General features: G+C 39.4%; 24 protein-coding genes. All 24 read right to left on the reverse strand.

Annotated features, from left to right (window positions below; genetic code table 11):
• Window positions 1-247: 247 nt before the first annotated feature.
• The 24 genes from MHH69_RS17745 to MHH69_RS17860 all read right to left on the reverse strand — a co-directional run bounded on the left by MHH69_RS17745 (window position 248) and on the right by MHH69_RS17860 (window position 13,132).
• Window positions 248-904 (reverse strand): adenylate kinase, encoded by a 657-nt coding sequence (locus MHH69_RS17745; RefSeq protein WP_122971290.1) that lies wholly within the window; start codon window positions 902-904, stop codon window positions 248-250.
• A gap of 65 nt (window positions 905-969) precedes the next feature.
• Entirely contained in the window at window positions 970-2,262 is a 1,293-nt protein-coding gene (gene secY / locus MHH69_RS17750; RefSeq protein ID WP_122971289.1) for a preprotein translocase subunit SecY, read from the reverse strand.
• Window positions 2,262-2,702, reverse strand: coding sequence for a 50S ribosomal protein L15 (gene rplO, locus MHH69_RS17755; RefSeq protein WP_122971288.1), 441 nt, complete (start codon window positions 2,700-2,702; stop codon window positions 2,262-2,264). Before rplO ends, secY begins: the two co-directional genes overlap by 1 nt.
• A 33-nt stretch (window positions 2,703-2,735) precedes the next feature.
• Window positions 2,736-2,918, reverse strand: coding sequence for a 50S ribosomal protein L30 (rpmD, locus tag MHH69_RS17760; protein ID WP_122971287.1), 183 nt, complete (start codon window positions 2,916-2,918; stop codon window positions 2,736-2,738).
• A gap of 13 nt (window positions 2,919-2,931) precedes the next feature.
• Window positions 2,932-3,432: a 30S ribosomal protein S5 gene (gene rpsE, locus MHH69_RS17765; protein ID WP_122971286.1), complete on the reverse strand. Its 501-nt coding sequence runs from the start codon at window positions 3,430-3,432 to the stop codon at window positions 2,932-2,934.
• A gap of 21 nt (window positions 3,433-3,453) precedes the next feature.
• Complete coding sequence (gene rplR, locus MHH69_RS17770) at window positions 3,454-3,813, reverse strand: 50S ribosomal protein L18 (protein ID WP_122971285.1); 360 nt, start codon at window positions 3,811-3,813, stop codon at window positions 3,454-3,456.
• A gap of 32 nt (window positions 3,814-3,845) precedes the next feature.
• On the reverse strand, window positions 3,846-4,385 hold the full coding sequence (gene rplF / locus MHH69_RS17775; RefSeq protein ID WP_122971284.1) for a 50S ribosomal protein L6: 540 nt from the start codon (window positions 4,383-4,385) through the stop codon (window positions 3,846-3,848).
• Window positions 4,386-4,416: 31 nt separating this feature from the next.
• Window positions 4,417-4,815: a 30S ribosomal protein S8 gene (gene rpsH, locus MHH69_RS17780; protein WP_122971283.1), complete on the reverse strand. Its 399-nt coding sequence runs from the start codon at window positions 4,813-4,815 to the stop codon at window positions 4,417-4,419.
• 29 nt (window positions 4,816-4,844) lie between these two features.
• On the reverse strand, window positions 4,845-5,030 hold the full coding sequence (locus MHH69_RS17785) for a type Z 30S ribosomal protein S14 (protein ID WP_118876548.1): 186 nt from the start codon (window positions 5,028-5,030) through the stop codon (window positions 4,845-4,847).
• A gap of 21 nt (window positions 5,031-5,051) precedes the next feature.
• Window positions 5,052-5,591 carry a 50S ribosomal protein L5 gene (rplE, locus tag MHH69_RS17790; RefSeq protein WP_122971282.1) on the reverse strand — a complete coding sequence of 180 codons (540 nt, stop codon included), beginning with the start codon at window positions 5,589-5,591 and terminating at the stop codon, window positions 5,052-5,054.
• Window positions 5,592-5,619: 28 nt separating this feature from the next.
• The gene (rplX, locus tag MHH69_RS17795) at window positions 5,620-5,928 is read right to left on the reverse strand and encodes a 50S ribosomal protein L24 (RefSeq protein ID WP_122971281.1); all 309 of its coding nucleotides are present in this window, start codon (window positions 5,926-5,928) and stop codon (window positions 5,620-5,622) included.
• A gap of 36 nt (window positions 5,929-5,964) precedes the next feature.
• Window positions 5,965-6,333, reverse strand: a complete 369-nt coding sequence (rplN, locus tag MHH69_RS17800; protein WP_097149259.1) for a 50S ribosomal protein L14 — start codon at window positions 6,331-6,333, stop codon at window positions 5,965-5,967.
• Between the two features lie 42 nt (window positions 6,334-6,375).
• Window positions 6,376-6,639: a 30S ribosomal protein S17 gene (gene rpsQ, locus MHH69_RS17805; RefSeq protein ID WP_122971280.1), complete on the reverse strand. Its 264-nt coding sequence runs from the start codon at window positions 6,637-6,639 to the stop codon at window positions 6,376-6,378.
• Between the two features lie 17 nt (window positions 6,640-6,656).
• Window positions 6,657-6,857, reverse strand: a complete 201-nt coding sequence (gene rpmC, locus MHH69_RS17810) for a 50S ribosomal protein L29 (protein WP_004233646.1) — start codon at window positions 6,855-6,857, stop codon at window positions 6,657-6,659.
• Window positions 6,847-7,281 (reverse strand): 50S ribosomal protein L16, encoded by a 435-nt coding sequence (gene rplP / locus MHH69_RS17815; RefSeq protein WP_122971279.1) that lies wholly within the window; start codon window positions 7,279-7,281, stop codon window positions 6,847-6,849. The genes rpmC and rplP overlap by 11 nt, the downstream gene beginning before the upstream one ends.
• A gap of 2 nt (window positions 7,282-7,283) precedes the next feature.
• Complete coding sequence (gene rpsC / locus MHH69_RS17820; RefSeq protein WP_122971278.1) at window positions 7,284-7,940, reverse strand: 30S ribosomal protein S3; 657 nt, start codon at window positions 7,938-7,940, stop codon at window positions 7,284-7,286.
• A gap of 3 nt (window positions 7,941-7,943) precedes the next feature.
• The gene (gene rplV / locus MHH69_RS17825) at window positions 7,944-8,288 is read right to left on the reverse strand and encodes a 50S ribosomal protein L22 (protein WP_122971277.1); all 345 of its coding nucleotides are present in this window, start codon (window positions 8,286-8,288) and stop codon (window positions 7,944-7,946) included.
• Window positions 8,289-8,310: 22 nt separating this feature from the next.
• Window positions 8,311-8,589 (reverse strand): 30S ribosomal protein S19, encoded by a 279-nt coding sequence (gene rpsS / locus MHH69_RS17830; protein WP_036183148.1) that lies wholly within the window; start codon window positions 8,587-8,589, stop codon window positions 8,311-8,313.
• Between the two features lie 60 nt (window positions 8,590-8,649).
• Window positions 8,650-9,480 (reverse strand): 50S ribosomal protein L2, encoded by an 831-nt coding sequence (rplB, locus tag MHH69_RS17835; RefSeq protein ID WP_122971276.1) that lies wholly within the window; start codon window positions 9,478-9,480, stop codon window positions 8,650-8,652.
• 45 nt (window positions 9,481-9,525) lie between these two features.
• On the reverse strand, window positions 9,526-9,810 hold the full coding sequence (gene rplW, locus MHH69_RS17840; protein ID WP_122971275.1) for a 50S ribosomal protein L23: 285 nt from the start codon (window positions 9,808-9,810) through the stop codon (window positions 9,526-9,528).
• Complete coding sequence (rplD, locus tag MHH69_RS17845; RefSeq protein WP_122971274.1) at window positions 9,810-10,433, reverse strand: 50S ribosomal protein L4; 624 nt, start codon at window positions 10,431-10,433, stop codon at window positions 9,810-9,812. The genes rplW and rplD overlap by 1 nt, the downstream gene beginning before the upstream one ends.
• A 26-nt stretch (window positions 10,434-10,459) precedes the next feature.
• Window positions 10,460-11,089: a 50S ribosomal protein L3 gene (rplC, locus tag MHH69_RS17850; RefSeq protein WP_122971273.1), complete on the reverse strand. Its 630-nt coding sequence runs from the start codon at window positions 11,087-11,089 to the stop codon at window positions 10,460-10,462.
• Window positions 11,090-11,138: 49 nt separating this feature from the next.
• Window positions 11,139-11,447, reverse strand: coding sequence for a 30S ribosomal protein S10 (gene rpsJ, locus MHH69_RS17855; RefSeq protein WP_036172433.1), 309 nt, complete (start codon window positions 11,445-11,447; stop codon window positions 11,139-11,141).
• Between the two features lie 353 nt (window positions 11,448-11,800).
• The gene (locus MHH69_RS17860; protein WP_122971272.1) at window positions 11,801-13,132 is read right to left on the reverse strand and encodes a Na+/H+ antiporter family protein; all 1,332 of its coding nucleotides are present in this window, start codon (window positions 13,130-13,132) and stop codon (window positions 11,801-11,803) included.
• Window positions 13,133-13,257 lie beyond the last annotated feature (125 nt).

Below are 13,257 nucleotides of genomic sequence, written 5' to 3' on the forward strand. Positions count from 1 at the left end.
ACAACTTCCGGTTAGGAAAGTCTTCCTTATGTTATTCACGATAGCCGGAATGTCTTTGGATGAGAGATTCATACCCGTTACACAGATGCTTCCACGAAACCCATTACACTTTTCCACAAAATAGATTTTATCCCTTTTGCTTCTAGTGTATACCGGGCACAATATGCTTTTGCAACTCTCATAAAGTTTTTTGTTGCACCCGCAATCTACCGCGAAAAGCAGTTTGACTTTCGCCTAATGCCGGGTATCAGCTGCGGCTGCCCTGTAGTAATAGAGCGTCAAGATCAGCAAAAACTTTTTCAATATCTTGCTGTCCATCGATATTCGTTAAAACACCTTTAGCTTGGTAGAAATCAAGTAAAGGTTGAGCTTGATTCATATTTACTTCCAGACGGTTGGCTACCGTTTCCGGATTATCGTCCGCACGTGTATATAATTCGCCGCCATCTTTATCACACTTACCTTCCACTTTTGGTGGGTTAAATATAACATGATATGATGCACCACAAGTTTTACAAATACGACGACCACTAAGACGTGCAATTAGTTCATCTTTTTCAACTTGGATATTGATTGTATGATCAATTTTCTTCCCAAGTTCTTCTAAGATGCTATCTAAAGCCTCTGCTTGTGGAACTGTACGTGGGAACCCGTCTAATAAGAAACCTTTTTCACAATCTTTTTGTGCAAGTCGTTCACGAACGATACCAATCGTAACTTCATCCGGCACAAGTGCACCTTTATCCATATACGATTTAGCTTCTAAACCTAATTCTGTACCAGCACTAATAGCTGCACGGAACATATCGCCTGTAGAAATATGAGGGATTGCGTACTTCTCAACAATTTTGTCTGCTTGAGTACCTTTACCAGCACCAGGCAAACCCATTAAAACGATATTCATACGTAATGACTCCCCCTTAAAGCTAGCTGGCTTAGGAAACAATTAAGTTTCCTAAAACCTGCATATTATTTCATAAAGCCTTTATAGTGACGTTTAACCAGTTGAGATTCTAATTGTTTCATTGTTTCTAAAGCAACACCAACAACAATTATTACACTAGTACCACCGATTTGTGCCGAAGCAGGTAGGTTCATAAAGTTAATAAATAGTATTGGCATTACAGAAATAACTACTAAGAATATAGCACCGACAAATGTTAAACGGTATAAAACTTTTGTTAAGTAACTTTGTGTATCATTACCAGGACGAATACCCGGAATGTATGCACCTTGTTTTTTCAAGTTGTCAGCCAAGTTTTCAGGATTCACTTGAATAAATGCATAGAAATATGTGAAAGCAATAATCAATGCAATATAGATGATCATCCCTATAGGCTTCGTATAATCAAAAGTATTTTGAATAAACGAAGTAACACTATTTTGGCCGAAGAACGTAGCTAATGTTTGAGGTGTAACAACGAACGCAATGGCAAAGATTACTGGAATAACCCCTGCAGCATTTACTTTTAACGGTAAATGAGTTTGTTGTGCACCATGACCAGTACGACCCGCAACTCGTTTTGCATATTGAATTGGAATTTTACGCAACGCTTGTTGAATGTAAATAACTCCAACTACAACTGCCAGCATAACTAATACAAGTAATACTAAGATAGCAATTTTAATAAATAGCTGATCACCAGCACCCTCGATTTGTTGTGCATAGATTTGGTTTACTGTTGTTGGAATGGCAGCAACGATACCTGCGAAGATAATGATTGAAATACCATTACCAACTCCGTAAGCCGTAATTTGTTCTCCTAACCACAATAGGAAAGAGGTACCTGCAGTTAATACGAGTGCAATTGTGATATATGATAACACGCTTGTATCCGTGATTAACGATCCACCATACATTTGGTTAAAACCAAATGACATAGCAATTGCTTGTATGAAAGCTAAAACAACCGTTAAGTAACGAGTGAATTGAGCCAACTTACGTCGACCGACATCACCTTGTTTTGCCCATTCAGCAAACTTCGGAACAACATCCATTTGTAACAATTGAACAATAATTGAAGCAGTAATGTAAGGCATAATTCCCAATGCAAAGATTGAGAAGTTAGACAATGCACCACCGCCAAATGTATTAAGGAAACCAATTAAATTAAATTGATCGGCTACCTTTAATACATTAGCGTCGACGTTAGGTACTGGAATAAATGTTCCAATACGGAAAACAATCAACATTAATAGGGTGAAAATGATTTTATTTCGTATATCTCGAACGCGCATAAAGTTTGAGATTGTCTGAAACATTAAATCACCTCAGTTGTTCCGCCAGCGTTCTCAATCGCTTCTTTAGCTGAAGCTGAGAACTTGTGAGCTTTAACAGAAAGCTTTTTGTTAAGAGTTCCATTACCTAGAATCTTAATTCCAGCTTTTTCGTTGCTCACAACACCTGTTTCTAACAATAATGCAGGTGTTACTTCTGCACCATCTTCAAAACGGTTTAATGCATCAAGGTTAACGATAGCGAATTCTTTACGGTTGATGTTCGTAAAGCCGCGTTTTGGTAAACGACGGAATAGTGGGTTTTGACCCCCCTCAAATCCAGGACGAACGCCGCCGCCAGAACGAGCGTTTTGACCTTTATGACCTTTACCTGCAGTTTTACCGTTACCAGAACCGATACCACGACCAACACGGTTACGCTCTTTACGAGATCCTTCAGCTGGTTTTAACTCATGAAGTTTCATATAGGTGGCACCTCCTTGTTCAATGATTGAAAATTAATTTTCTTTTACAGTAACTAAGTGAGCTACTTTATCTAACATACCGCGAATAGCTGCGTTGTCAGCTTGTTCTACAGTTTGGTTAACTTTACGTAAGCCTAAAGCTTCAATAACTTTGCGTTGTTGAGGTTTAGTACCAATTAAAGATTTAGTAAGGGTGATTTCTAATTTATTAGCCATTATAATTCCCCCCTTATCCTAATAGTTCTTCCACTGATTTACCGCGAAGTTTTGCAACGTCCTCTGCGCGTTTTAGTTCAGTTAAACCTGCAATAGTTGCACGCACCATGTTAATTGGTGTGTTTGAACCAAGAGATTTTGAAAGAATATCAGTAATACCAGCAAGTTCAAGTACGGCACGTACAGGACCACCAGCGATAACTCCAGTACCTGGAGCAGCAGGTTTTACTAAAATTTTACCTGCTCCAAAGTGACCAACTACATCGTGTGGAGTTGTTCCACCAACACGTGGTACTTCGATTAAGTTTTTCTTCGCGTCTTCAACAGCTTTGCGGATCGCATCTGGAACCTCTTGAGCTTTACCAGTACCGAAACCAACATGGCCGTTTTTATCACCTACAACAACTAATGCTGTGAAGCGGAAGCGACGTCCACCTTTAACAACTTTAGCAACGCGGTTAATCGTAACTACGCGTTCTTCAAGTTCAAGTTTGTTTGCGTCAATGCGACTCATGAAGTATGTCCCTCCTTCTTATTAAAATTCTAAGCCGTTTTCACGTGCAGCTTCAGCTAAAGCCTTTACACGTCCATGATATAAGTAACCACCGCGGTCAAATACAACAGCAGTAATATTCTTTTCCGCAGCGCGTTTAGCGATTGTTTCACCAATTTTTGTCGCAGCTTCTACATTGCTACCTGCACCCTCAAAACCATTTTCTTGAGTAGATGCACTAACAAGTGTTACGCCTGCTACATCGTCAATAAGTTGCGCGTAGATGTGTTTGTTTGAACGGAATACATTTAAACGTGGACGTTCAGCAGTACCCGAGATTTTAGAACGAACACGCGCATGACGTTTTTTACGAACTTGATTTTTATCTTGTTTCGTAATCACAGAGGTCACTCCTTTCTAACGCTCATTAAGCATTATTTACCTGTTTTACCTTCTTTACGACGAACGTATTCGCCTTCATAACGGATACCTTTACCTTTATAAGGTTCTGGTGGACGTACGTCACGGATGTTAGATGCAAATGCACCAACACGTTCTTTACTAATACCTTTAACGATCACTTTTGTGTTTGAAGGAACTTCGATTTCTAGACCTTCCTCTGGTGTGAACTCTACTGGATGAGAGTAACCAACGTTAAGAACAAGTTTTTTACCTTGTAATTGCGCACGGTAACCTACACCGATAAGTTCTAGTGAACGAGAGAATCCTTCAGAAACACCAGTTACCATGTTCGCTAGAAGCGCACGAGTCGTACCATGAACAGTACGGTGTTCTTTTGATTCAGAAGGGCGAACAACAGTGATGATGTTTCCTTCTTGCTCAATTTTCATATCTTTGTTGAATTGACGAGTTAATTCGCCTTTAGGTCCTTTAACAGTAACTGTGTTGTCATCAGCAACAGTCACAGTAACGTTAGCTGGAACCTCGATTGGTTTTTTACCTACACGAGACATTTAGGTTGCACCTCCATTCTTTTATTACTTATTACCAAATGTAAGCTAAGATTTCTCCGCCAACTTTTTTAGCACGTGCTTCTTTATCAGTTAATACACCTTGAGAAGTTGATACTAAAGCGATACCTAAACCGTTAAGTACTTTTGGTACTTCGTTAGTTTTAGCATATACGCGTAAGCCAGGTTTTGAAATACGTTTTAAACCAGTGATAACGCGTTCGTTATCTTTTCCATATTTTAAGAAGATACGGATGATACCTTGCTTATTATCTTCAACATACTCAACATCACGAACGAAACCTTCACGCTTTAAGATCTCAGCGATTTCTTTCTTTAAGTTGGAAGCTGGTACTTCTAACTTTTCGTGACGAACCATGTTAGCATTACGAATGCGTGTTAGCATATCTGCAATCGGATCTGTCATTGTCATAAATTTTACCTCCTTCCCAATTTAGGGGATTACCAGCTAGCTTTTTTAACGCCAGGAATTTGTCCCTTATATGCAAGTTCACGGAAACAAATACGGCAAAGTTTAAATTTACGATATACAGAATGTGGACGACCACAGCGTTCACAACGTGTATATTCTTGAACTTTAAACTTTTGCTTACGTTGTTGTTTAACGACCATTGATTTTTTAGCCACGTTTTCGCCCTCCTTATTTTATTACTTTTGGAACGGCATACCGAATTGTGTCAATAACTCGCGAGCTTCTTCATCAGAATTCGCAGTTGTTACGATCACGATGTCCATACCGCGTACTTTTGAAACTTTATCGTAATCGATTTCAGGGAAAATTAATTGTTCTTTAACACCTAAAGTGTAGTTTCCACGACCATCGAATGCTTTTTTAGAAACACCGCGGAAGTCGCGTACACGTGGAAGTGCGATAGAAATTAATTTATCCAAGAATTCATACATACGTTCACCACGTAATGTAACTTTTGCACCGATAGGCATTCCTTCACGTAGACGGAAACCTGCGATCGATTTTTTCGCACGAGTTACAACTGGTTTTTGACCAGTGATGATTGATAACTCTTCAACAGCAGCATCTAGTGCTTTAGAGTTTTGTACTGCATCACCAACACCCATGTTGATAACGATTTTTTCTACTTTTGGAACTTGCATTACTGATTTATATTCAAACTTGCTCATAAGAGCAGGAGAAACTTCATTTAAATATTTTTCTTTTAGGCGGCTCATGTTCGTACCTCCCTTCTCAATTTACTTATTAGTCGATTACTGCACCTGATTTTTTTGCAACACGAACTTTTTTGCCATCTTCGATTTTATAACCTACACGAGTCGGCTCGCCAGATTTAGGATCGATTAGCATTACGTTCGATACGTGGATTGCTGCTTCTTGGCTCACAATTCCACCTTGTGGGTTTAACTGGTTAGGTTTAATATGTTTTTTCACGATATTAACACCTTCAACAAGAACACGGTCTTGTTTTGGGAAAGCGGCTAAAACAACGCCTTCTTTACCTTTGTCTTTACCAGTAATAACTTTTACTTTGTCGCCCTTTTTAACATGCATTAGTGTCGCACCTCCTTGATTGGTACTATCATGAAATTAAAGAACTTCTGGAGCTAATGAAACGATTTTCATGAAGTTGCTATCACGTAATTCACGTGCAACAGGTCCGAAAATACGAGTTCCGCGTGGTGACTTATCGTCTTTGATGATTACGCAAGCATTTTCGTCAAATTTAATATAAGTACCATCTTTACGGCGTACACCAGATTTTGTGCGAACGACAACAGCCTTAACAACGTCACCTTTCTTGACAACGCCTCCTGGTGTTGCTTTCTTAACTGTACATACAACGATATCACCGATGTTAGCAGTTTTACGGCCAGAACCACCAAGCACTTTAATTGTTAAAACTTCACGTGCACCTGAGTTGTCAGCAACTTTCATACGACTTTCTTGTTGGATCACTTAGGTTACCTCCCTTCGGAATAGGAATGTTTCCGAAATGTATTAAATAATAACCGCTTTTTCTACAACTTCCACTAAACGGAAACGTTTTGTAGCAGATAGCGGGCGAGTTTCCATGATACGTACGATATCACCGATTTTCGCTTCGTTCAACTCATCATGAGCTTTAAACTTTTTAGAGTACTTTACACGTTTACCATATAATTTATGTTTCTTATAAGTTTCAACAAGAACAGTTACTGTTTTGTCCATTTTATCTGAAACAACACGGCCTGTGTAAACTTTGCGTTGATTACGCTCAGACATACTTTGGAACCTCCTTATCAGTTATTTGCACTGATTTCTCTTTCACGAATCACAGTTTTCATGCGCGCAATCGCTTTACGAACTTCGCGAATACGAGCTGTGTTTTCTAATTGACCAGTCGCCAATTGGAAGCGAAGGTTGAAAAGCTCTTCTTTCAGTGATTTCACTTTTAATTCAATTTCAGAAGTGGCAAGGTCACGGATTTCATTAGCTTTCATTAGATTCACCACCAGTTTCTTGACGTTTAACAATCTTACATTTAACAGGAAGTTTGTGTGATGCTAAACGAAGTGCTTCACGTGCAACCTCTTCAGATACACCTGCAACTTCAAACATAACTTTTCCTGGTTTTACTACTGCTACCCAACCTTCTGGAGAACCTTTACCGGAACCCATACGTACCTCTAGAGGCTTTTTCGTGTAAGGTTTATGTGGGAAAATTTTAATCCAAACTTTACCGCCACGTTTCATGTAACGTGTCATAGCGATACGTGCAGATTCGATTTGACGGTTTGTGATCCAGCTTGCAGTTGTTGCTTGTAAGCCCCATTCACCAAATGCTACTTCTTTACCGCCTTTCGCTTCACCACGCATGTTACCACGGTGTTCACGACGGTATTTAACGCGTTTTGGTAATAACATTATTATTTGCCTCCTTCCACAGAGTTCTTCTTCGTAGGAAGGACTTCACCACGGTAAATCCATACTTTAACACCTAATTTACCATAAGTAGTGTCAGCTTCTGCATGAGCATAGTCGATGTCAGCACGAAGAGTATGAAGTGGAACAGTTCCTTCGCTATAATGTTCAGCACGCGCGATGTCAGCGCCACCTAAACGACCAGATACTTGTGTTTTAATCCCTTTTGCACCAGCGCGGATTGTGCGTTGGATTGCTTGTTTTTGAGCACGGCGGAATGATACGCGGTTCTCAAGTTGACGAGCGATGTTTTCTGCTACTAAACGAGCATCAAGATCAGCTTTTTTGATTTCTACGATATTAATGTGTACACGTTTACCAGTTAAATCGTTAAGGTATTTACGTAAGTTTTCAACTTCCGTACCGCCTTTACCGATTACCATACCTGGTTTCGCAGTGTGAATTGTAATGTTTACGCGGTTTGCAGCGCGTTCGATTTCTACTTTAGAAACTGAAGCGTCTTTTAAAGCAGATTCGATATATTTACGAATTTTAATATCTTCGTGTAAAAGAGTAGCATAGTCTTTCTCAGCGTACCATTTTGACTCCCAGTCACGAATAATACCAACTCGTAGTCCTATTGGATGTACTTTTTGACCCACGGATTAACCCTCCTTCTTCTCAGATACCACGATTGTAATGTGGCTTGTGCGTTTGTTAATTGCGCTTGCACGTCCTTGTGCACGTGGACGGAAACGTTTTAATGTTGGACCTTCGTCAACAAAAACTTCAGAAACAACTAAGTTGTTTACATCTAATTCATAGTTGTGCTCAGCATTAGCAACTGCAGATTTTAATACTTTCTCAACGACTGGAGACGCCGCTTTTGGAGTATGACGTAAAATTGCAACTGCTTCACCAACTTGCTTGCCTCGGATTAAGTCTACTACTAGACGTACTTTACGAGGAGCGATGCGCACTGTGCGAGCGATAGCTTTAGCTTGTGTCATTAGGATTTACCTCCTCTCAAAATTAGCGTCTTGTTTTCTTGTCATCTGCACCGTGACCTTTGTAAGTACGTGTCGGTGCGAATTCGCCTAATTTGTGACCTACCATATCTTCTGTCACGTATACAGGAACATGTTTACGTCCATCATATACAGCGATTGTTAAACCGATGAAGTTCGGGAAGATAGTAGAACGGCGAGACCAAGTTTTAATAACTTGTTTTTTCTCAGAACCTTCTTGTGCTTCAACTTTTTTCATTAAGTGATCATCCACAAAAGGTCCTTTCTTCAAGCTGCGACCCATTTAGGAACCTCCCTCCGTGACTCCACCACGGTACGACTAGCGAACCGCAGTACAATCACTTTATTTTTTACGAGAACGAATGATTAACTTATTAGTTTTGTTTTTCTTCTTACGAGTTTTGTAACCAAGAGCTGGTTTGCCCCATGGTGTCATTGGAGATTTACGTCCAATTGGAGAACGTCCTTCACCACCACCGTGTGGGTGATCGTTAGGGTTCATTACAGAACCACGAACAGTTGGGCGTTTACCTAACCAACGAGAACGACCTGCTTTACCAATGTGGATAAGTTCATGTTGTTCGTTACCTACTTGACCGATTGTAGCACGGCAAGTTGCAAGTACTAAACGAACTTCACCAGATTGTAGACGAACGATTACGTATTTACCTTCACGACCAAGTACTTGAGCAGAAGTACCAGCAGAACGTACCAATTGTCCACCTTTACCAGGTTTTAACTCGATGTTATGGATTGTTGTACCCATTGGAATGTTTGCTAATGGTAGAGAGTTACCTACTTTAATGTCTGCGTCAGGACCAGATACGATTGTTTGACCAACTTCTAATCCTTTTGGAGCTAAGATGTAACGTTTCTCACCGTCAGCGTAATTGATTAATGCGATATTCGCAGAGCGGTTTGGATCATATTCGATAGTAGCAACGCGTCCTGGAATTCCGTCTTTAAGACGTTTGAAGTCGATTACGCGGTATTGCTTCTTATGACCACCACCATGATGACGAACAGTAATTTTACCTTGGTTGTTACGACCAGCTTTGCGTTTAATTGGTTCTAATAAAGACTTTTCAGGCTTATTAGTTGTAATTTCCGCAAAGTCAGATGACGTCATGTTACGACGACCATTTGAGGTTGGTTTATACTTTTTAATCGCCATTTGTTTTCCCTCCTTCTTTATTCTTCGATTCTTTCCTTATCGGAATTAGATATCAAAAATTTCGATTTCTTTGCTATCAGCAGCTAATTTAACGATTGCTTTACGACGTTTGTTTGTGTATCCGCCGAATTTACCAACACGTTTAAATTTACCTTTGTAGTTCATGATGTTTACTTTTTCAACTTTTACATCAAAGATTGCTTCTACTGCATCTTTAACTTGAGTTTTGTTTGCGCGAACATCAACTTCAAAAGTGTATTTTTTCTCAGCCATAAGCTCAGAAGAACGCTCAGTAATGACCGGACGTTTTAGAATATCACGTGCTTCCATTATCCAAGCACCTCCTCAACTTTTTCTACTGCAGCTTTCGTGAATACAACTTTGTCATGACCTACAAGATCAAGAACGTTGATTCCAGCAGCTGTTAAAACAGTTACACCAGGGATGTTACGAGCAGATAATGCTACGTTTTCATCTAATTCAGCTGTAACGAATAATGCTTTCGTATCAATGTTTAGGTTACCTAAAATTGCTTTGAAATCTTTAGTTTTTGGTGCATCTAATTGTAATGCATCAAGAACTACGAAGTTTTGTTCTCCAACTTTAGCTGATAAAGCTGATTTAAGAGCTAAGCGACGAACTTTCTTCGGTAATTTATAGCTGTAGCTACGTGGTGTAGGACCGAATACAGTACCACCGCCACGCCATTGTGGAGAACGGATAGAACCTTGACGAGCACGACCAGTTCCCTTTTGACGCCATGGTTTACGACCACCACCAGCGACTTCAGAGCGGTTTTTTACTTTATGATTACCTTGACGTAGAGAAGCGCGTTGAGCGATTACTGCGTCGAATAATACTGCTTCGTTAGGCTCAATTGCAAAAACTGCATCGTTTAACTCAATTTCACCAACAGAAGCGCCTGTTTGACTAAGTACAGATACCTTTGTCATTCCTGTTTCCTCCTTTCTTCGGGAAATTATTTAGATTTTACAGCTGTTTTTACTGTAACTAATGCTTTTTTAGAACCAGGAACATTACCTTTAACTAGTAATAAGTTACGTTCAGCATCAACTTTAACGATTTCTAAGTTTTGGATCGTAACTACAACACCACCAGTTTGACCTGGTAATTTCTTTTGTTTAAATACGCGGTTCGGAGCAACTGGACCCATTGAACCAGGACGACGGTGGTAACGAGAACCGTGGGCCATAGGACCACGAGATTGTCCGTGACGTTTAATAACACCTTGGAAACCTTTACCTTTCGTAACACCTGTTACGTCTACTACATCGCCTTCTGCGAAAATTTCTACTTTGACTTCTTGACCAACCTCGTACTCTTCCACGTTAACGTTGCGGAATTCACGAATGAAGCGCTTAGGAGCAGTATTCGCTTTAGCTACGTGACCTTGTTCTGGTTTGTTTGAAAGCTTCACGCGCTTATCTTCGAAACCAACTTGGATTGCTTCGTAACCATCTGTTTCTACAGTTTTCTTTTGAAGAACTACGTTTGGAGCAGCTTCGATAACTGTTACAGGGATTAAATCACCATTTTCAGCGAAAACTTGTGTCATACCAACTTTTCTACCTAAGATTCCTTTAGCCATTTTGTCACACCTCCTGTGATTATTAAAAAAGTTCTATTTGTTTTTACCATTAAAGTTTGATTTCAATATCAACGCCAGATGGTAAATCAAGTTTCATTAACGCATCAACAGTTTGTGGTGTTGGGTTAATGATGTCGATTAAACGTTTATGCGTACGCATTTCGAATTGTTCACGAGAATCTTTGTACTTGTGAACCGCACGAAGAATTGTGTACACAGACTTCTCAGTTGGTAACGGAATCGGACCTGATACACTAGCACCTGAACGTTTAGCAGTTTCCACAATTTTCTCAGCGGATTGATCTAGAACACGGTGATCATACGCTTTTAAACGGATACGAATCTTTTGTTTTGCCATTATTTTCCCTCCTTTTTCGCCTATTTACTAGACATTCTCCACGGAAATTTCCCACACACGCGCCATGGCAAAGCGGCCGGGTGTGTCGGCAACCTCCCGCTTCATCGCAGTCAAAGACCAACATTCAACAGTATATACAATTTACTAAGAATAAGCAAGTATTTTCTGCTAAATTCTTTGAAATTGTAATTCTTTTATGCATTGCTTTTCAACATTTGTTTCAAAGCCTTTTTAAGTATAATGAATCTATGCATCAATATCAATCAATTATCTATGGTTATATATGGTTCCATATGTTTTTGTTTCTTCTATATAAAAAGGGTGCCCACTCATCTGGACACCCTGTCACTATATTATGAAAAGAACATTACTGCCGCCCACCCAAAAATAATAAGCGGAATATTAAATATGAAGAAAGTTGGTATACATGTATCGCGAATATGATCATGTTGTCCATCTACATTTAACCCGGCAGTAGGTCCTAATGTAGAATCCGATGCTGGCGACCCTGCATCCCCTAAAGCGCCTGCCGTACCTATTAATGTAATAATAGCTGCAGTGCTTAAACCAAATTCTAAACCAATCGGTACAAAAATGGCAGCAATAATCGGTATCGTTGCAAAGGATGAACCAATTCCCATATCAATCAATAACCCAATTAATAACATAATTAATACCGCTAACCCTTTGTTGTCCCCTAATATATTATTAGCAGCATCTACTAACTGTTCGACATGGCCTGTTGCAGTAACAACAGAAGCAAAACCACTTGAGGCAATCATTACTAATCCGATAAATGCCATTAAACGCATACCGTCTGTTAGCACTTGATCTGCTTCACTCCACTTTAATGCACCTGTAATGTATAAAATTAAAACTCCTACAAGAGCACCGAAAAACATAGAACCCGAAGTTAACGGAACGATACTAGGTATTTGAACGATTACAGCAGCTATTAGTGCAATAACCGTATAAACGACATTTTTCTTTTTAATCGTAACGTTAATTTCTGTTTCCACTTGTCGGTCTTCGTACTTTCTTGGTTTACGGAAAATAAAGAACGCTACAACTAACCCTACAACCATTCCAAGAGCTGGAATTAACATTGGACCATACACATCGGATTTTGTAATTTCAAGACCGGCTGCTGAAATATTATCCGCTACGATTCCTTGATATACTAACCCAAAACCGAATGGTAAACTCATATATGGTGTAATTAAGCCGAATGCTAAAATACACGCAATTAAACGACGATCAATTTCTAACATGTTTAATATCTTAATAATCGGCGGAATTAATAATGGTATAAACGCAATGTGAATTGGAATTAAATTTTGTGAGAAAATGGACATTAATAAAATAACGAAAAATAGTAACGCTTTTACTAATCCTCTTTTTTGGGAATCACCTTTACGTTGAACTAACTTTAATATCGTTACAACAAGCAATTCTGAAATTCCTGTTTTTGAAATGGCAATGGCTAACCCACCGAGCATCCCATAGCTTAGAGCAACTTCCGCTCCTCCGCCTAAACCTTCTACAAAGGCAATTAATGTATCATCAAGGGACATTCCTGCTGTAATTCCTCCAGCAACTGCCCCTATTACTAATGAAAATACAACGTTAATCCGAAGAACACTCAATAGGAGCATTACAACGACCGCTACTACAACTGCATTCATTTTATATCCCTCTTACTTTCGTCTGCTAAATTATTAAACTAGTAACGTATTAAAGTCTAACTCCTTCTAAAGGAAAAGTCAATATAAGAAAAAGCCCCTATATATTCCTGAAATTTTCGGAAAAT

Origin of the sequence: Ureibacillus sp. FSL E2-3493, assembly GCF_038077515.1 — a bacterium.
Taxonomy (GTDB): Bacteria; Bacillota; Bacilli; order Bacillales_A; family Planococcaceae; genus Ureibacillus; species Ureibacillus halotolerans.

Coding starts and splice junctions, on each gene's coding strand:
- rplD (WP_122971274.1), bottom strand. CDS start 10,433: ATGACAAAGGTATCTGTACTTAGTCAAACAGGCGCTTCTGTTGGTGAA.
- secY (WP_122971289.1), bottom strand. CDS start 2,262: ATGTTTCAGACAATCTCAAACTTTATGCGCGTTCGAGATATACGAAAT.
- rpsQ (WP_122971280.1), bottom strand. CDS start 6,639: ATGTCTGAGCGTAATCAACGCAAAGTTTACACAGGCCGTGTTGTTTCA.
- rplO (WP_122971288.1), bottom strand. CDS start 2,702: ATGAAACTTCATGAGTTAAAACCAGCTGAAGGATCTCGTAAAGAGCGT.
- rpsS (WP_036183148.1), bottom strand. CDS start 8,589: ATGGGTCGCAGCTTGAAGAAAGGACCTTTTGTGGATGATCACTTAATG.
- rpmD (WP_122971287.1), bottom strand. CDS start 2,918: ATGGCTAATAAATTAGAAATCACCCTTACTAAATCTTTAATTGGTACT.
- rplW (WP_122971275.1), bottom strand. CDS start 9,810: ATGGAAGCACGTGATATTCTAAAACGTCCGGTCATTACTGAGCGTTCT.
- rpsE (WP_122971286.1), bottom strand. CDS start 3,432: ATGAGTCGCATTGACGCAAACAAACTTGAACTTGAAGAACGCGTAGTT.
- rplP (WP_122971279.1), bottom strand. CDS start 7,281: ATGTTATTACCAAAACGCGTTAAATACCGTCGTGAACACCGTGGTAAC.
- rplF (WP_122971284.1), bottom strand. CDS start 4,385: ATGTCTCGTGTAGGTAAAAAACCAATCGAGGTTCCAGCTAACGTTACT.
- rpsJ (WP_036172433.1), bottom strand. CDS start 11,447: ATGGCAAAACAAAAGATTCGTATCCGTTTAAAAGCGTATGATCACCGT.
- MHH69_RS17860 (WP_122971272.1), bottom strand. CDS start 13,132: ATGAATGCAGTTGTAGTAGCGGTCGTTGTAATGCTCCTATTGAGTGTT.
- rplX (WP_122971281.1), bottom strand. CDS start 5,928: ATGCATGTTAAAAAGGGCGACAAAGTAAAAGTTATTACTGGTAAAGAC.
- rplB (WP_122971276.1), bottom strand. CDS start 9,480: ATGGCGATTAAAAAGTATAAACCAACCTCAAATGGTCGTCGTAACATG.
- rpmC (WP_004233646.1), bottom strand. CDS start 6,857: ATGAAAGCTAATGAAATCCGTGACCTTGCCACTTCTGAAATTGAATTA.
- rplV (WP_122971277.1), bottom strand. CDS start 8,288: ATGACACAAGCTAAAGCTATCGCTCGCACAGTGCGCATCGCTCCTCGT.
- rpsH (WP_122971283.1), bottom strand. CDS start 4,815: ATGACAATGACAGATCCGATTGCAGATATGCTAACACGCATTCGTAAT.
- rplE (WP_122971282.1), bottom strand. CDS start 5,591: ATGAGCCGCCTAAAAGAAAAATATTTAAATGAAGTTTCTCCTGCTCTT.
- rplC (WP_122971273.1), bottom strand. CDS start 11,089: ATGGCTAAAGGAATCTTAGGTAGAAAAGTTGGTATGACACAAGTTTTC.
- MHH69_RS17745 (WP_122971290.1), bottom strand. CDS start 904: ATGAATATCGTTTTAATGGGTTTGCCTGGTGCTGGTAAAGGTACTCAA.